15 protein-coding genes are annotated in these 16,533 nt (G+C 63.3%); 4 read left to right on the top strand and 11 right to left on the bottom strand.

The annotated features are described in order from the left end of the window. Positions 1–2: 2 nt before the first annotated feature. The 4 genes from ACFQ00_RS11975 to ACFQ00_RS11960 are packed head-to-tail and all read left to right on the top strand — an operon-like array spanning position 3 to position 4,352. Entirely contained in the window at positions 3–1,457 is a 1,455-nt protein-coding gene (locus ACFQ00_RS11975) for a pyruvate carboxylase (RefSeq protein ID WP_381490974.1), read from the top strand. 3 nt (positions 1,458–1,460) lie between these two features. After that, positions 1,461–2,654, top strand: a complete 1,194-nt coding sequence (locus tag ACFQ00_RS11970) for a thiolase family protein (RefSeq protein WP_381490972.1) — start codon at positions 1,461–1,463, stop codon at positions 2,652–2,654. Between the two features lie 10 nt (positions 2,655–2,664). Beyond that, complete coding sequence (bioB, locus tag ACFQ00_RS11965; RefSeq protein WP_381490969.1) at positions 2,665–3,666, top strand: biotin synthase BioB; 1,002 nt, start codon at positions 2,665–2,667, stop codon at positions 3,664–3,666. Continuing rightward, on the top strand, positions 3,663–4,352 hold the full coding sequence (locus tag ACFQ00_RS11960) for a haloacid dehalogenase type II (RefSeq protein ID WP_381490966.1): 690 nt from the start codon (positions 3,663–3,665) through the stop codon (positions 4,350–4,352). The genes bioB and ACFQ00_RS11960 overlap by 4 nt, the downstream gene beginning before the upstream one ends. Positions 4,353–4,362: 10 nt before the next feature. Here ACFQ00_RS11960 and ACFQ00_RS11955 read toward each other — a convergent pair whose 3' ends face one another. Genes ACFQ00_RS11955 through ACFQ00_RS11905 form a run of 11 tightly spaced genes read right to left on the bottom strand, consistent with a single transcriptional unit; the run spans position 4,363 to position 16,215 of the window. Next, positions 4,363–5,049: a nuclear transport factor 2 family protein gene (locus tag ACFQ00_RS11955; RefSeq protein WP_381490963.1), complete on the bottom strand. Its 687-nt coding sequence runs from the start codon at positions 5,047–5,049 to the stop codon at positions 4,363–4,365. Positions 5,050–5,084: 35 nt separating this feature from the next. Continuing rightward, positions 5,085–5,681: a choice-of-anchor V domain-containing protein gene (locus ACFQ00_RS11950; RefSeq protein WP_381490960.1), complete on the bottom strand. Its 597-nt coding sequence runs from the start codon at positions 5,679–5,681 to the stop codon at positions 5,085–5,087. A 1-nt stretch (position 5,682) separates the two neighbouring features. Next, positions 5,683–6,357 carry an alpha/beta hydrolase gene (locus ACFQ00_RS11945; protein ID WP_381490957.1) on the bottom strand — a complete coding sequence of 225 codons (675 nt, stop codon included), beginning with the start codon at positions 6,355–6,357 and terminating at the stop codon, positions 5,683–5,685. Positions 6,358–6,393: 36 nt separating this feature from the next. After that, on the bottom strand, positions 6,394–8,154 hold the full coding sequence (locus tag ACFQ00_RS11940) for an FAD-dependent oxidoreductase (RefSeq protein ID WP_381490954.1): 1,761 nt from the start codon (positions 8,152–8,154) through the stop codon (positions 6,394–6,396). Positions 8,155–8,203: 49 nt separating this feature from the next. Next, entirely contained in the window at positions 8,204–9,205 is a 1,002-nt protein-coding gene (locus tag ACFQ00_RS11935) for a nuclear transport factor 2 family protein (protein WP_381490951.1), read from the bottom strand. 17 nt (positions 9,206–9,222) lie between these two features. Then, entirely contained in the window at positions 9,223–10,146 is a 924-nt protein-coding gene (locus tag ACFQ00_RS11930) for a nuclear transport factor 2 family protein (RefSeq protein ID WP_381490948.1), read from the bottom strand. Between the two features lie 29 nt (positions 10,147–10,175). Next, the gene (locus tag ACFQ00_RS11925) at positions 10,176–11,696 is read right to left on the bottom strand and encodes an aldehyde dehydrogenase family protein (RefSeq protein WP_381490945.1); all 1,521 of its coding nucleotides are present in this window, start codon (positions 11,694–11,696) and stop codon (positions 10,176–10,178) included. A 33-nt stretch (positions 11,697–11,729) separates the two neighbouring features. Further along, a complete protein-coding gene (locus ACFQ00_RS11920) occupies positions 11,730–12,548 on the bottom strand; it encodes a nuclear transport factor 2 family protein (RefSeq protein WP_381490942.1) in 819 nt (272 codons plus the stop codon). Then, positions 12,548–13,444 (bottom strand): nuclear transport factor 2 family protein, encoded by an 897-nt coding sequence (locus ACFQ00_RS11915; protein ID WP_381490939.1) that lies wholly within the window; start codon positions 13,442–13,444, stop codon positions 12,548–12,550. Before ACFQ00_RS11915 ends, ACFQ00_RS11920 begins: the two co-directional genes overlap by 1 nt. 47 nt (positions 13,445–13,491) lie before the next feature. Next, the gene (locus ACFQ00_RS11910; protein ID WP_381490936.1) at positions 13,492–14,043 is read right to left on the bottom strand and encodes an SgcJ/EcaC family oxidoreductase; all 552 of its coding nucleotides are present in this window, start codon (positions 14,041–14,043) and stop codon (positions 13,492–13,494) included. Between the two features lie 45 nt (positions 14,044–14,088). Further along, entirely contained in the window at positions 14,089–16,215 is a 2,127-nt protein-coding gene (locus tag ACFQ00_RS11905; RefSeq protein ID WP_381490933.1) for a TonB-dependent receptor, read from the bottom strand. Positions 16,216–16,533: the final 318 nt, after the last annotated feature.

Below are 16,533 nucleotides of genomic sequence, written 5' to 3'. Positions count from 1 at the left end.
AAATGGCGCATGTTGAGTTTCTCGATCAGACCATCCGGGACGGGCAGCAGAGCCTGTGGGGCATGAGGCTTCAGGCCGGCATGGCGCTGCCCGCCGCCTCGTGGCTCGACAAGACCGGCTTTCGCGTCATCGATCTCACCGGCTCCAATCATTTCGAGGTGCTGATCCGGCATTGCCGGGAGAACCCGTGGGATATGATGGACGCGCTGGTGGAGGCGATGCCGCGCACGGTGCTGCGCTCGGGTATGCGCTCCAACGCCTCGGTGACGTTCCGCACGACGCCCGACGCGCTGATGGATGCGTGGATGCGCCAGCTCAACGTCCACGGCGCGCGGAGCTTCTGGATCTACGACGTGCTGTTCAACATCGACAAGATGCTACGGCTGGCGAAGGTGGCGAAGGAGTTCGGCTCGGAGGTCGCGGGCGCGATCATGTTCACGCTCTCGCCCGTGCACAGCGACGCCTATTATGCGGACAAGGTCGACAAGCTTTCGGCGTCCGACGATATCGACACGATCCTGCTCTACGACACGGCGGGCGTGCTGGAGAAGGAACGGCTTTCGACATTGCTGCCAGCCATTGTCTCGAAGGCACGCGGCAAGCCGATCGAATTCCACGCCAACAATATCCTCGGCCAATCTGGCAAGGCGTATCTCGACTCGATCCCGCTCGGCGCCACCATCCTGCACACCGCCAGCCGTCCGATGGCGAACGGCCCGTCGGTGCCCTCCACCGAAAGCGTCGTCGCGAACATCGAGCTGCTGGGACACACGCACAGCCTCGACAAGAGCCTGTTCGCGCCGGTCGCCGATCATTTCGAGCGTGTCGGCAAGGCGGCGGGTTTTCTCGTGAACCAGCACAACGAATACAACGTGCTTTCGACGCTGCACCAGATTCCGGGCGGCATGGTCGGCACGCTGAAGGCGCAGCTCGCGCAGCACAACATGTCCGACCGTTTCGAGGATGTGCTGAAGGAGGTCGCCGTCGTGCGCCGTGAACTCGGCTATCCGGGCATGGCGACGCCGTTCAGCCAGCTCGTCGGCATCCAGGCCGTGCTGAACGTCGTGAAGGGCGAACGCTACGCCATCATCCCCGACGAGATCGTCGAGTATGCCGCTGGCTACTACGGTGAGACCGTGGCGCCGATCGATCCGAACGTGCTCGACCGCATCATGGAAAGCCCGCGCGCCAAGGAAGTGCTCGACAATCCGCCCGAGCAGCCGACGATCGAAGAGCTGCGCAAGCGTTACGGCACCGACAATGACGATGAGCTGATCCTGCGCGCGCTGATGCCCGAATCCGATCTCCAGAAGATGCGCGAGGCGGGGCCGCTGAAGCGGACCTATCCGCTGCTCTCTTCGCCCGAGCTGGAGGAAGTGGGGCGGCTGATGAAACTCGCGAGCCTGCCCGTGGTGCAATTCAAGAACGCCGAGATGGCCCTGACACTGAGGCGCTGACGGATGCGCCGCGCCGTCATCGTCGACACCGTGCGCTCGCCGTTCGGGCGCGGGCGCGCCGGCGGCGTGCTCGACGGAATCCATCCCGTCGACCTCTATGCCAATGTGCTGCGCGGCCTTGTTGAGCGCACCGGCATCGATCCGGCGCTGGTGGAGGACGTGATCACCGGCTGTGTGATCCAGGTCGGCGAGCAATCGGGCAACATCGGCCGCCACGCCGTGCTTGCGGCGGGCCTTCCGGAAAGCGTGCCGGCGGTGACACTCGATCGCAAGTGCGGCTCCGCGCAGCAGGCGTTCGATTTCGCCGCGCAGGGCGTGATCGCGGGCGCCTATGATGCGGTCATCGCGGGTGGTGTCGAGATGATGAGTCTCGTGCCGATGCGCGCCAACCGGCTTGGCAAGGATACGGACGGCGTGCAGTTGAAGCAGCGCTATCCCGAAGGATTGGTCCGGCAGGGTATCTCCGCCGAGCTGATCGCCGCGCGCTGGGGAATCTCGCGCGCCGAGATGGACGCCTTCTCGCTGCGTTCGCATAGCCGCGCCGCCGCGGCGGAAGATGCCGGGCTGACGGCGCGCGCGGTCGTGCCGATCGACGTTCCCACGGCGGACGGCGTGCGGCGTGTGACACACGACGAGGGCCTGCGCCGGGATACATCGCTTGAACGCCTCGCCAATCTGAAGCCCGCGTTCGAGGACGACGCCATGCTGCGGCGCTATCCGCAGATCCGCTGGAGCGTCACGGCCGGCAATTCCAGCCAGGTGACGGATGGCGCCAGCGCGACGCTGATCATGGAGGAAGCGCTCGCCCGGCGGCTGGGCCTCAAACCCCGCGCGGCGATCACGCATTTTTCGGTTGCGGGTGACGACCCGATCCTGATGCTGACCGCGATCATTCCCGCGACCCGCAAGTTGCTGGCGCGCGCGGGCCTCGGCGTGGACGATATCTCGACCTTCGAGGTGAACGAGGCGTTCGCCTCGGTTCCACTCGCCTGGCAGAAGGATCTCGGCGTCGATCCGGAACGGGTGAACCCTTATGGCGGTGCCATCGCGCTCGGCCATCCCGTCGGCGCCTCGGGCGGGCGGCTTCTCGCCAACCTGCTGACCGCGCTCGAAGAAACAGGCGGGCGCTACGGCCTGCAGACCATGTGCGAGTCCGGCGGCATGGCGAACGCGACGCTGATCGAACGGCTGCAATGAGACAGGACAGATGACCACACGCAACGACTGGACCCGGCGGGAAATCGCTGCGCTGTTCGACATGCCGTTCAGCGATCTCCTGTGGGAAGCGCAGACGATCCATCGCCGCCATCACGACAGCAACGCCGTGCAGCGCTCCACGCTGCTGTCCATCAAGACGGGCGGCTGCGCGGAGAATTGCGGCTATTGCAGCCAGTCGGCGAGCCACGACACGGGGCTCAAGGCCTCGAAGCTGATGGATGTCGACGCGGTGGTCGCGGCGGCTGCCGAGGCGAAGGCGGCGGGGTCCGAGCGTTTCTGCATGGGCGCGGCATGGCGGAGCCCGAAGGACCGCGACATGGACGCGGTCGTCGCCATGGTGCGGCGCGTGAAGGCGCTCGGCCTTGAAACCTGCATGACGCTCGGGATGCTGAGCGACGACCAGACGCGCCGGCTCGCCGAGGCAGGTCTCGATTATTACAATCACAACATCGACAGCGCGCCCGAGTATTACGCAAACGTGGTAACGACACGCACGTATGACGACCGGCTGGAGACGCTGGAACGTGTGCGCGAGAACGGTATCGCCGTGTGTTGCGGCGGCATCATGGGCATGGGCGAAAGCCGCGCGGATCGCGTGGGCTTCATCCATGCGCTGGCGACATTGCCGGAACACCCCGCGAGCGTGCCGATCAACCAGCTCGTGCCCATTGCGGGAACGCCGCTCGGCGACATGCTGAAGGATACGCCGCTCGCACAGATCGACGAGATTGAATTCGTGCGCACCGTGGCGGCCGCGCGCATCGCCATGCCCGCTGCGGTGATCCGGCTTTCCGCGGGCCGCGAAAGCATGACAGACGCAGCGCAGGCGCTGTGCTTCCTCGCCGGTGCCAACTCCATCTTCACCGGCGACCGGCTGCTGACGACCGGGAATGCCGGCACCGACCGCGACGCCGCGCTGTTCGCCAAGCTGGGGATCAAGTCCCCAGTGACAGAGAAGGCGCCGACGGAGAAGACGGCAGCGGCGGCATGAGCGCCCGCCGCATCGAGGCGATCGTTTTCGATGTCTACGGCACGCTGCTCGATGTTTCCGCCATAGGGGTGAACGCGGATGCCGTCTTCCCCGGTCACGGCGCAGCCATCGCGGCGTTGTGGCGGCAGAAGCAGATCGAATACACGATGCTGCGCACGCTCGGCGATCGCTACGCCGATTTCCTGCAGGTGACGCACGACGCGCTCGGCTTCACGCTCGAGCAGCTGAGCCTTCCACAGGATTCAGGAACGATGGCCGCGCTGCTTGCCGATTATCGGCATCTGCGTCCGCATCCCGAAACACTGGCCGCGCTCACGGCACTTCGCGAGGCGGGACTCGCCATGGCGGTCCTGTCGAACGGAACCCCTGACATGTTGGAGGACGCGCTCGGCAACGCCGGCGTGCGCGATCTCCTCGATGCGGTCCTCAGCGTCGATCCCCTGCGCCGCTACAAGATCGCGCCGGATGTCTATCGGCTGGGAACCGACCACTTCGGCCTCCCGGCGAGCGCCATCCTGTTCGTTTCGTCGAACGGCTGGGACATCGGCGGCGCGGGCTGGTTCGGCTACACGACGTTCTGGATCAACCGCGCCGGCGCGGCGACCGAGCGGCTGGGCATCACCCCCGATTTCGTGGGCCGTTCCCTTGATTGTGTTCGCCGATGGGTCGGCGAACACAATCGCTGATGAGCACGCGTTAGTTCCCGGAGAAAAGACGTCCCTCGGGATTGGGAACATCACCTATCGGGAGCGCCTTGACGCCCTCGGGCAGAGGCCCGTCTTCGCTCCTGAGGTCGAGATGTATGGTGGAATTGATCTTCCAGAGACCATCCACCTTCTTGTACGTCTGATAATACACGGCCCATTGCCTGTGCTGCAGGCCGGGCTGGATGACGGTTCCCTTGGGGTCGCCCGGCTCATCCTTTCCGGAATAGAAGACGTACGACGCCTGCCAGATTCCGCGTGCGGTCGTCGGCGACAGGATTTCGATCTCCGCGCCGAAACTGTGAAAGAGGCTGTGCACGCGGCTCGACGTCATGCCTGTCGCGTTCAGATGGTCGTACCATCCTTCGGTACCGGCCACGACCTTGCCCAGCGTGCCGTTCCAGTAATCCGACTCTTCGGTGAACAGCGATGTCCAGCATTTCCAGTCGCGCTGGTTGATGCAGCGCGTGTAGCGCAGAGGTATCTGTCGAATTTCTTCAAGCGCAAGCAGCTTGTCCACGGGCGACATCTGCGCGAGATCCGGCGTCGGCTTGGCATCTCGGAACATCTCGATCGTTTTCTGCCGCCACGCGGCGGCATCAGGCGGTGTCTGCGCCATCGCGGCGTCTCCCCATAGCGCAAAGCCGATCAGCGCGACCTGCGTCATCCTTTTCAGCATTTCTCACCTCCCAAGAATTTATATGCGTAAAGCGCCTATTTCGCGCCGGCCCGGCTGGTGAACAGCGGCTTTGCCGAAGCGTAGACGCGGTCGCCGGTCAGATCGCCGTTGCCGTTGGCCATGTTCGCCGCCGCGAAGAAGGCGACATTGCCGACATTGGTTTTCGGCGCCGTCCACGTGAAGGTCCACGCATAGCCACCGGTCTTGCCCATGCCGGTGGCCTTGCCGCCGATGCTGCCGTGCTCGATATACTGCCGCCCGGCCGCGGTCTTCTTCTGCGTGGTCTTGTCGAGCGCCGCGAAATCGCCCGCCGCCGTATAATTGGGCGTCGAAAGCGCCGTGAGCTGGAAGCCCCAGCGCTTCGCCGTGGGATGCTTGAGCTGGAGCGTGATCGTATAGCTCTTCCCCGGCTGATACACCGGCGGCACACCCTGCAATTCGACGCGGCCGAGCCTGTCGGGATTCAAGGCATAGTCGATGTGACAGGACTGGCAGGTCATTTCCGGCTCGGCACCTTTCATGCCCGGCGCCCCCGTGAAGCCGGGAATCGGTCCTTCCGAATTGGCGAGCGCGGCGCCGGCCATCGTGACCGTCATCGTCGCGGCGAAAATACAGGAACGCAGACCATTCATACTATGAAACCTCCGCAAACGTTCTTTTCCCGAGCCGGGCGCAACCGCGAACCCAATCCTCGATCACAATCCCGTCGCCCGTATCCCCGGTCACTGATGCGCCGCGGGCTTGCAGCGCTTCGGCTGTCGCCGCGCGCAACGCCGGCGGCACCATGCTGCCCTTGCGGTGCACGAGCGTGACCGGCAGGCCGCCGAGATCGTCGCTGGGCAGTGCCCAGCCCGAAATCTCCGGCAGATAGCCATCGAAGGCGAGCACGCCGTCGATGAACTCCGGGATCACACCCGCGAGCGTCACCGCCAGCGCCGCGCCCTGATCCCAGCCGATCAGCAGGATCGGCACACCCGCCGGCACACGTTCCCGAACATCGTGGACGAACTGCTCCACCTGGAAGAGGGAATCCCCGAATGTCGCGGGCTCGGGCTGCGCCGGCCCATAAACGAAGAACCATGCGAAATGCTGGTTCTCGTCCGGCCCGTACATTCGGGGATTGAGCGCGCGCCAGGCCTTGGGAACGACGACCTGACAATGCGCCTTCAAACCTGAAAGCCACGCATCCGTATCGCGGCCGTCCTCTCCTTCCGGATGGAATGCAATGACGATGGCCTCCGGTGCATCCCGTTCCGGTTTGCTCTCCCGATAAACCAACGCCGCTGCCGTCACACCCGTACCTTCCACATCATCCTTAGACAGGATTCCGGCTGAACCCGGAATTTACGCGTCGTCGTTGATCGGCGCGGTCGCAAGGTGATTGCCCGCGATGTAACCAAAGGTCAGCGAGAGCCCGATGGTGGCGCCGCCGCCCCAATAAGCACGTCCCGAAGGCGAGGCGATGCAATTGCCAGCGCCGTAGAGACCCGGAATGGGCTCGTTGGCGATCGACAGCACCTGCGCGTTCTCGTTGATCATCGGGCCGCCGTTCGTATCGGCGCTGCCCGAGACGAGAAGGATCGCGTGATAGGGACCCTTGTCCGCGATCGGATACATCGTCTTGTTCGGCTTGTCGTTCGCCGCGATCGATTCCGGCCCGCCGAAGCGTTCATGCCATTGACGATCGTAACCGAACGAGCCTCGCGCGAAATCTTCGTCATTGCCGGTTTCGGCGAAGCCGTTGAAGCGCTTGATCGTGGCCTTCAGGTTGGGCAGGAAGCTCTCGTCGAGCTGGAAACCGCCGATGCGCGGACCATGCTCGGTCAGGCGCTTGCGGATCGCGTCGGCAAGCGCATCGAGCGTCGGCGCCGTGATGATATACGGCGCGGTCGCACCCTTCGGCGGCAGCGGATAATGGCCCTGCGCGTGATCATAGGCCCGCTGGTCGAGGATCTGCATCAAAACGAGGTTGGTCCACTCGTTCTTGTTCGGATCGTAGTTGAAATGCACCTCGCCACGGTCGCTGTAGGGCCGCTTCTCGTTGACAACGCGCTGGCCGTATTTGTTGACCATCACCATGCTGTCGCCGATGACACCCCACACGTCGGTTGCAAGGCCGGGAGTCTGCAGCACCTGATCGAGCACGAGCTGGAAACGCCAGCCGTTCTGCATGTTGCCGAGCTTCGCGCCGATGGCAGAAGCCATGTAGACGAGATCGCCCTGATTGGTCATCGGGCCACAGCTGCCGAACACGGGGCCGCGCTGGAAGTTGAGGCGAAGTTCCTCATTGAGCGTGAAGCCGCCCGATCCGAAGTGGACGCCCCGGCGCGCGCGGAACGAAATCTGCTTGTCGTCCGAATCCGTGGCGATCACGCCAACGACTGCGCCCTTGCTGTTGGTGACGAGCTTGGTGACGCGGTGCTCGAGCTGGATCGGCGAGCCCTTCTTCGCCAGCCAGTCACCCATCTGACGGATCGTGTCAGCGCCGCCGCCCGTGATGGTGCCGGGCGCGACATCCACCTTGGTCCAGATCAGGCGGCCCTGCGGTGCCTTGTTCTCGGGCGCGGCTTCCCAATAATCGTAGGAATCGTCTTCGCGGGTCTGGAGCGCGCCGAGCTTTTCGAAAAGTTCGACGGCGGGCGCGGCATTATCGTACATTGCCGCCATCTGCTTCACCGACAGCACCGGAATGCCGTAGTTCTCGGCGTTCACGTCGTAGAGCTGCGTGAACGAATAGCGCGCCATGTAACGGATGCAGTCCTCGCGCGGGTCCTGAATGCCCTTCGCGCGCATAAAGCGGTTGTTGGGAATCCAGTAGCCGCCGCCCGAGCGCGCGGTGGCGCCGCCGGCCACGGGTGCCGCTTCCAGCACTGCGACTTTCAGGCCGCGCGACACGGCCGTCACCGCGCCCGCGAGCGCGGCGCCGCCGGAGCCGACGACCACGACATCGACTTCATGATCCCACTTGCGCGGCGTGGCGCCCTGCGCGGCGCCGACGACAAGCGAACTGCCGCCGACGGCGGCGATGGTGGTTCCGCCCGCGGCGCGGATGAAGCTGCGGCGATCCACGCGGGATGGCGGACGTTGGCTCTTGCTCTCAGACATGATCACTCCCTCGGATGCGCTGTTCGTTCGACTATGTCGGCGGTGGTTCTCAGCCTCCGCTCAACACTTCGGCGAGATGCCGCGTGTCATTGTATTCCTTGATCTCGTGGATAAGGCCATCCCTGACCGTGAAGAGAAACTGGTAGCGGTTCTCGTAGGCCCTGCCCTTGTGCGCGCCGCGCGAGAGCGCCTCGATCGCCACCTTGTCCCGCTCGGCGGCAACGCCCGGCACGGCATTCGGCTGGCTCGGCTGATGGTTGCTGTAGGCCGTACGCGGGCCAAGCGCGTCACCCTTCAGCCGTTCATCGTCGAAGACCGTGAGCGAGAAATTCTGGAATCCGGCCGGGATGCCGTTGATCACCTGGATCGCAGTGGCGCGGTCCATGCCCGGCTTGGGGTCGCTCGTCGGCACGATCCAACGCACATCCTCCGCGAGCAGCTTGCCCGCGGCATCGCCGGCCCCCTTCGCCACCGCATCGAGGAAGGCGAGCGCGATCCGCGTGTTCGCGGCACGGTCGTCGTTCACCTTGGCGGCGGTATCGAGATAGTGCCGCGCTTCCAGCAGCTTGCCGTCGGCATCGAAGCGGTAGAGCAGGTGATAGCGGTTCTGCGTCTTGGTGCCGTCCTTGAGATTGATGGCCGACAGCATCTCGATGGCGACGCGGTCGTCCTGCACGGTCGTATGCAGAATACGGTAGGTGCTGCCTGTCGCATACCGATCCGCCTGATCCACCGTGATCCGCCGGATATAATCGGCTTTGTCGCCGCGGTGGAAGCGGTCCCACTGCGTGGTCGGCGTTACCCACGTGAAATTGTCGGCAAGCATTCCACCGAGTTTTCGGGCTCCGCCTGCCGCGTCGCTCCATGACTGCACCTGCGCTTCGATTTCAGCGCACGCGGCCTTCACGTTGCGCTGCTCGGCGCGCGTCAGTTCCGTCGTCGATGGCTTGCAGGGCTGCGTCTGCGGCTTAAAGGCCGCATGGGCTGGCACCGAGAGAAGCGCGGCAGCCAACGCGAGTGGCGCGGCCCTGATGATCCAGCCCCTGGTCATTTCCCGTTCTCTCTCCATCAATACAGCTTCGAGACAGCGTCTTTTGTCTGCGCAAAAGCCGCCTGCGTGTCGCCGTACTGGTTGATCCGCGCGATCTTCATGTCCTTGATCAGCAGCATGAAGTGGTAGACGTTGCTGTAGGGGGCGAGCGTGTTCGTCGTGCCGCCCGACGTCGCTTCCACCGCCACCCGTTCGCCCTGTATGACGATATTTTCGGGCTTCACGGTGAAATGAAGACCGCCGACCGCGTTCTGCAGCTTGTCGAGTTCAGCAACGGCTTCGGCCTTGTTCATCGACACGACGCCATTGCCGGCGCGACGGACTTCCCACGTCGCGTTGTCGGCAAGCATGTCGCGCACGAGCGCCGTGCCGCTCGACGACATGGCCTCGAAGAAGCGGAGCACTTCCCGCTTGATCGCCTGATCGTAATCCCAGGTATGGATCTCGCTATCCTGGAACAGGCGATACTCCTGAATCTTCCCGGCATCGTTGAAGAAGAAAAGCTGCTGGTAGCGGTTGGTGTAGGGCTCGCCGTCCTTGGTGTAGATGTCGGCGATCATTTCGGTCGCCACGCGGTTGCCCTGCGCCGTGGTCGCGAAGATTTCCACCTTGCTGCCCGGCTTGTACATGTCGAACTGCCGCTCGACCACGAGCTGCACGTAGGTCTCGCGCGTTCCGTACTGCTGGGCGGAGGGGTCGGCGACGGGCACGAACCATTTGAAGTCTTCCGCCTGAATCGCCTCCAGGCGCCGGCGGCCCTCGTCGGCATTCGCCCATCCGGCGACCGCGGCGGCCATCTGCTCGCACGCCGCCTTCACATTGCGGACTTCCTGCGGCGTCAGGCTCGCACCAGGATCCTCGCAGGTTCCGGCGGCCGCTGGCATAGCGCCCAGGGCGGCAATCGCCGCACCCAGAAATCCGGCGAGCGCCGTACTCTTCATGGTCAGCCTCATTCCGCCCCTTCCCGCGCTCATCCGATCGCCGTGGTGACGGCCTTGGTTTCGAGATAGTTGGACAGCACCGCCTGCCCCATCTCGCGGCCCCAGCCGGATTGTTTGTAGCCGCCGAACGGCAGCGATGCGTCGAACACGTGATAGCAATTGACCCACACGGAGCCCGCGCGAAGCTTGTGGGCGATGCCGTGCGCCGCCGCGACGTCGCGCGTCCACACGCCGGCGGCGAGGCCGTAGATGCTGTTGTTGGCTTCGGCGATCAGGCGGTCGTCGGCCTCCTTGAAGGGCATGGCGACGAGGACGGGTCCAAAGATTTCCTCCTGCACCACCTTCATGTCCGGCCGCGTGTCGACGAGCACCGTGGGCTTCACATAATAGCCGGCACCCTCGAGCGCCTCGCCGCCGCACAGAGCCCTCGCACCCTGTTCCTTGCCGGAACGCAGGAACCCCGAGACGCGATCGAACTGCACGTCGGAAACGAGCGGCCCCATCTCCGTGTCATCGTCGAGACCGCAGCCCAGCTTGATCTTGCCCGCCGCCGCGGCGATGCCTTCGACAACACGGTCGAAAACCTTCTCCTGCACGTAGAGCCGGCTGCCGGCGTTGCAGCATTGCCCGTGGTTGAAGAAGATCGCCGCGGTGGAGCCGGCGATGGCCGCGTCGATATCCGCGTCCGCGAGGATGATGTTGGGGGATTTCCCGCCGAGCTCGAGGCTGACCCGCTTCAGATCGCGCGCGGCGGCCTGCACAATGAGCTTGCCGACTTCGGTGGAGCCGGTGAACGCCACCTTGTTCACGTCCGGATGCGCGGCGAGTGCGGCGCCGGCGGTTTCCCCGAAGCCCGGCACGATGTTCACGACGCCGGCGGGTATCCCCGCTTCCATCAGGATATCGCCGAGCCGCAGCGCCGACAGCGGCGTTTCCTCGGCAACCTTGAGGACGACCGTGCAGCCCGTGGCAAGCGCCGGCGCCAGCTTCCATGCCGCCATCAGCAGCGGGAAATTCCAAGGAATGATCTGGCCGACGACGCCGATCGGTTCCGGCCGCGTGTAGGAGAAATAGTTGCCGGGCGCAGCAAGCGCCGAGATCGGAATCGTCTTGCCCTCGATCTTGGTGCACCAGCCCGACATGTAGTGGAACATGTCCGCCGCCAGCGGCACGTCCGCCGCGCGCGCCACGCTTGCCGGCTTACCGTTGTCGATGGATTCGAGCTGCGCCAGCTCGTGCAGATTCTCGAGGATCAGGTCGCCGACCCGGTGCAGCAGCTTGCCGCGCTCCGAGGGCGTCATGCGCGACCACGGGCCGCTTTCGAATGCCTTTCGCGCCGCGCGCACGGCACGATCGATGTCCTCCGCCGCGCCTTCCGCGACATTGGCGATGATCTTGCCGGTCGCGGGATCGCGAACCTGAAAGGTCTTGCCGGACGCCGCTTCCACCCATTGCCCGTCAATGAGCATGGGCCGCGTGCGCCCGATCCAGCCCTGCAGATGCGCGGTGAGGCGGGAGATGTTTTCGCTGACCGGGGTACCCATATCCATCGCTCTTCTCCGCGTTATTTTCCGTTTCGCCGCTCAGGCGGCCAGATCCACGATGGACCTGCCGCCGCTGAATTCCTCGATGCCCGCAATCCGGTCGCCCTGGAGCGTAGCGACCAGCGAGTGAACAACACCATCGCCCGACGTCACCTCGATCGAGGCCACCCCCTCTTCGGCGATCAGGCCTTCGGGTATGATCTCCAGCGTCAGAGTGCGCTTCGCCTTCGCGGCCTGCACGAGAGCGGCAACGGCATCGACATCGAGGCCGCCGGCACCGTCCGCGGGCAGCCAGCGGAAATTCTCCGTCACATGTACCTTGAGGGTCCGCGCGTCGCCCGAGCCAAGCGCCGCGATGAACGCGCGCACGGCACGCTCGCACGCAGCGAATGCGTCCGTCACGATGACGGCGGAGTCCATGTAAACGCGGTACTCCTTCACCTGCCCCTTGTCGTTGAACTTGAAGAGCTGGTGATACCGGTTGCGATAGGGCGAGCCGTCCTTGCGGACGATGTCCGAAAGCATCTCGGTGGCAACGCGGTTGCCGTGGGCCGTATGCGCGAAAATCTCCACCCGGCTACCGGGCTGGTAATTCTCGTGTTGGAACACGGTCACATAATCGATGTAGTCCTGCTTGCTCCCCCGCGCCTGTCGCGCCGGATCGGATGTCGGCACGAACCAGACGAAATCGTCGGCAAGCACGGCATCAAGACGCTGACGCCCTTCGGCACGATCGCGCCAGCCGGCCATCGCCGCGTCGAGCTGTTCATAGGCGGCCGCGACGTTGCGGCGCTCCTCCGGCGTAAGGCACGTATCGATATCCTGCTCGACCATCGTCTGTCCTCTGATGCCGTCCATCACACTTCGGGGAGGAATCCTCCGCGCACATACTCGCGGATTTCTGTGATCTTGCCGCCGATCACGCGGCCGGCATGGCTGGCCTCCTGCGGCTTTTCGGTCTTGATGACGAAATGATGCGTGGCGCTGAACGGTTTCCCGTCGCGGATATCCGTTCCCGAAACCGTCGCGCGGACCGTCACGTAGTTGCCGCGAATGATCGGGCTCCGATAGACCTCCTCGAAACCGAGGCCGGTCGTATTCGATTGGAGCCGTTCGATCCGATCGAGCGCTTCAGCCTTGTTCAGCGTGACGATATCGCCGCCGCGGGCGGGAAAAGACCAGGTTGCGTCATCCTTCATCAGATGACGCAACCCAAGAGTACCGCATGTCGACAGCGCATAAAGGAAATCGTCGGCGATTTTCTTCGTCGCCTTGTTGTCATCGCGAATGAAGATCGCGGTATCCATGTAAAGCTTGTAGACGGCGACCTTGCCCTGAGAATTGAACTCGAACAGCTGCTGATAACGGTTCGTGTAGGGCGTGCCGTCTTTCATCACGATATCGGAGATCATCTCCGTCGCAACGCGATTTCCCTCGGCAGTGACATCGAAAATCTCGACCTTGCTGCCGGGAATATAGTGATCGAACTGAAACTCAGTGACGAGCTTGATGTATTCCTCGCGCCCCTGCTTCATCTCCGTATGAGGATTGGAGGACGGCGTGAACCAGACGAGGTTTTCGTCCTGAATGGCCTCCAGCCGGCGCCGGCCTTCGGCCGCATCGCGCCAACCTGCCATGGCGGCATCCATCTGCTCACAGGCGGTCGCGACGTTGCGCCTTTCATCGGCGCTGAGTTCGCGGCCGCCTGTTGCCATTGCTCTCTGAAGCAGGTCGTCGACATCGTGCTGTATCATCCAACCATCCTTGCGAATGCCGACGCCTGCTTCATGCCCTCTCGCGACTATTCCTTCGATTTGAAGTCGGCCTGACCGTTCACGAGGTCGACCGGGAAGGAATTATGCTCGACGAGAATATACCAGCGCCCGTCGATCTTCTTGAGCCACGAGGTTGCACGGTTCGTGAAATCGACGAGATGCTGCAACTTGGGATCTTTCGGCTTCGCCGTGTAATGATCGAAGTGCATCGCGAAGGCGTAGTCACCAACGACCGTAACCTGAAGTTCGGTCGCGTCGCCCGTGCCCGAGCCCGGCTCGATCATCGAGAACCACAGCTTCCAAGTGTGCTCCGCACCTTCGCGTCCGTGGAAAGCGCGCGGCGTGCTGACATCGAGATAGATGAAGCCTTCGGGGGCGTAGGCCTGCGCTACGGCCGCCGCATCCTCGGCCTTCACCGCGGCCATCAGATCGGCGAACAGTTTGCGGATCGCAGCCTCGTCCTCGGCGGTCGATGCCGCTGTCGCCTTCTCCGCCGGAGCCGTCTCCGTGGGCGCCTGCGAGCAGGCGGCAACGGAAAGCAGAGCCCCGGAAAGTACGGCCAATGCCAGTCTCATCATGAAATCTCCCTCTTCAAATCAACTGCGGATGGAACCTGCCATCCCCTAGAAGTGTACACCGAAGGTGATGCCGTAGGTGAGCGGCGCGAGTGGATGACCCATCGCGCCCTCGCGGCGGACCGATTTCTGCTCGTTCTTCTCGTCCAGCAGGTTCTTGCCCCACAGCCGCACGTCCCAGTTGCCCGACGTCGGTGTGAACAGCAGCGATGCGTTCACGAGATTCTGGGAGGGCGACACGAGGTCGTTCTGGTAGTTGCGGTAGATCTTGCTCTTGTAGGCGTAGGACAGGGCCGGTGTGAAAGTGCCCATCGCGCTTTCCATCTCATACTGGATGTAAGCGAAGGCCGAATACTTCGGCGCATTGATCATCTGGTTGCCGGAGGCATCCCCGACAACTGTCGTGTAGCCGCCGCCGACTTCCGGAACATAGAACTGCGCGTCGGCATATTTCGTATATTCGGTGTCGAGGTAAGAGAACGCGAACTGCATCGACAAATTGTCGACGGGCGCGGTGTTCACTTCAAGCTCGAAGCCTTTCACCCGCGCCTTCGCGGCATTGGTCTGCACGGTCACGGCGTTCTGAACGACGTTTACCTGCAGATCCTTGTAATCGTACCAGAACGCGGCGGCATTGATCTGAAGCCGCCGATCCAGAAGATCGGATTTGATGCCGACTTCATAGGCCTGCATCTTTTCCGGCTTCACCGCCGCCGCAGCCGCGTTTCCGGTGTTGAACTGACCCGAGTTGTAGCCGGTGCTGACCGTGGCATAGGCCATGATATCGTCGGTGAAGTTGTGGTCCAGCGTGACACGATACGTCGGCTGGCTGAAGTTCTTCTGCTGATAGAAGACCGTGCCCGCAGTGCCGTTGACATCGGTGTGGCCATCGACCGTCCGCTTGTCGAACGTATAGCGGCCGCCGAGCGTGAGGTTCGTGGTCTCGGCCAGTTCGAAAGTGACCTCACCGAAACCGGCGAGCGAACGCGCACGGGTATGCCCGAACACCTCGATGAACGCACCGCCGACGGCCGTACCTTCGAGTTCGATCGGCGTGAAAGCGGCTTCCATATCAAGATAATAGAGGCCGACGATCCAGCGCACGCTTTGTTCCGCAGGCGAAAGCAACTGGAACTCCTGCGTGAAACCTGAAGCGTTCTCGAAAATATCGCCTTCGAGCGTTTCCAGAGCGCCACCGTCGGAGTCGTAGGCCCAGAGCGTGTCGACATCGGTATACGCCGTCAGCGAGCGGAAGGTCGCCGCGCCGAAATCGTGCGAGATACGCAGATTGAGCGACCACACGTCGGTTTCCGTGAACGATTCGAAGCTCTCGTTGACATCGTAGAAGCCCGCAGGCGGCAATGCGCCGTTGAGGCCCACAGTGCCGCGAAGCAGCCTGTTTTTCGTCGCCTCGTTGTGGTTGGTGAAATACTGGCCGGTGAGGATGATGTCGGTGTCCGGCGTCGGCGTCCAGCCGAGCTTGGCGCGGATGTCGAAGGAATCGCCGTCATAGGCGTCCGAGCCGGTGTTGACGTTCTTGCCCCAGCCATCCATCTGATTGCGATAGGCGACCGCGACATTCGCCGCGAGCGTGTCCGTAAGGGCGGTATTCCCGTAGAACTGCGCGTCGATCGTGTTGTAGTTGCCATAGCCGACGCTCGCATCGACTGCGGTATCCTGCGACGGATCGCGCGTGATGATGTTGATCACGCCGCCGTTCGCGTTGCGGCCGAACAGCGTGCCCTGTGGGCCTTTCAACACCTCGATGCGCTCGACATTGTTGAGGTTGAAGTTGGCCTGCAGCGGGCTGATCAGCAGCACGCCGTCGACAAACAGACCGACCGACGACTCGTTGCCGGCCGTCGAGATGATGGAGCCGATACCGCGAATATAGGGGCTGCCGGCCTTGCCTGACTGCCAGTCCAGCGAGGGAACCGCGGTCGAGAGCTCTTCCGTGCTCTGAACGCCGCGCGCTTCGGCGCCTGCGCCGGAAAGCGCAGAGACGGTGACCGGCACATCCTGGAGTCGCTGTTCGCGCTTCTGTGCGGTAACGACGATTTCCTCGACGCCGCCCGTGGACACGTTGTCGCCTGCCGCCTGCGCCAGCGCAGCGTGGGAAATACCGGTGAGCACAGTGGCTATCGCAAGCCGGGAAACGAGCATTCTGGTGCGCATGTTGATTCTCTCCCCAAAAATCCAGGGGAGGACCCGACCTCCCCCGCGTTTATTTCGTGATGGCTCAAGGCCACCCGATCTTTGCGTGCGACCATATCAAAGAAAATGACCTTGGCAAGAGTGATATGGCAAAATTGTGCTACAATCAGTTAGCACAGGTCTCTACAACGATACGCAGATTGGTGCATTTGTGCGGGTGGAGGGATACGATGCGTTTTCGGTTGAACGGCATTGCGCGGGAACACACCGGTCCTTCTGAGATGCCGTTGTTATGGTATGTGCGTGACCTGGCGGGGTTGACGGGAACGAAGTTCGGGT

This window comes from Sphingosinicella xenopeptidilytica (assembly GCF_042676985.1).
Classification (GTDB): domain Bacteria; phylum Pseudomonadota; class Alphaproteobacteria; order Sphingomonadales; family Sphingomonadaceae; genus Sphingosinicella; species Sphingosinicella xenopeptidilytica.
The sequence above is the reverse complement of the archived record's forward strand: the minus strand, read 5'-3'. Positions and strand labels throughout refer to the sequence as shown.

Bases quoted from the DNA above. Each gene is read 5' to 3' on its own strand.
- ACFQ00_RS11975 (WP_381490974.1), top strand. From the start codon at position 3: ATGGCGCATGTTGAGTTTCTCGATCAGACCATCCGGGACGGGCAGCAG.
- ACFQ00_RS11970 (WP_381490972.1), top strand. From the start codon at position 1,461: ATGCGCCGCGCCGTCATCGTCGACACCGTGCGCTCGCCGTTCGGGCGC.
- bioB (WP_381490969.1), top strand. From the start codon at position 2,665: ATGACCACACGCAACGACTGGACCCGGCGGGAAATCGCTGCGCTGTTC.
- ACFQ00_RS11960 (WP_381490966.1), top strand. From the start codon at position 3,663: ATGAGCGCCCGCCGCATCGAGGCGATCGTTTTCGATGTCTACGGCACG.
- ACFQ00_RS11955 (WP_381490963.1), bottom strand. From the start codon at position 5,049: ATGCTGAAAAGGATGACGCAGGTCGCGCTGATCGGCTTTGCGCTATGG.
- ACFQ00_RS11950 (WP_381490960.1), bottom strand. From the start codon at position 5,681: ATGAATGGTCTGCGTTCCTGTATTTTCGCCGCGACGATGACGGTCACG.
- ACFQ00_RS11940 (WP_381490954.1), bottom strand. From the start codon at position 8,154: ATGTCTGAGAGCAAGAGCCAACGTCCGCCATCCCGCGTGGATCGCCGC.
- ACFQ00_RS11935 (WP_381490951.1), bottom strand. From the start codon at position 9,205: ATGACCAGGGGCTGGATCATCAGGGCCGCGCCACTCGCGTTGGCTGCC.
- ACFQ00_RS11930 (WP_381490948.1), bottom strand. From the start codon at position 10,146: ATGAAGAGTACGGCGCTCGCCGGATTTCTGGGTGCGGCGATTGCCGCC.
- ACFQ00_RS11925 (WP_381490945.1), bottom strand. From the start codon at position 11,696: ATGGATATGGGTACCCCGGTCAGCGAAAACATCTCCCGCCTCACCGCG.
- ACFQ00_RS11920 (WP_381490942.1), bottom strand. From the start codon at position 12,548: ATGGACGGCATCAGAGGACAGACGATGGTCGAGCAGGATATCGATACG.
- ACFQ00_RS11915 (WP_381490939.1), bottom strand. From the start codon at position 13,444: ATGATACAGCACGATGTCGACGACCTGCTTCAGAGAGCAATGGCAACA.
- ACFQ00_RS11910 (WP_381490936.1), bottom strand. From the start codon at position 14,043: ATGATGAGACTGGCATTGGCCGTACTTTCCGGGGCTCTGCTTTCCGTT.
- ACFQ00_RS11905 (WP_381490933.1), bottom strand. From the start codon at position 16,215: ATGCGCACCAGAATGCTCGTTTCCCGGCTTGCGATAGCCACTGTGCTC.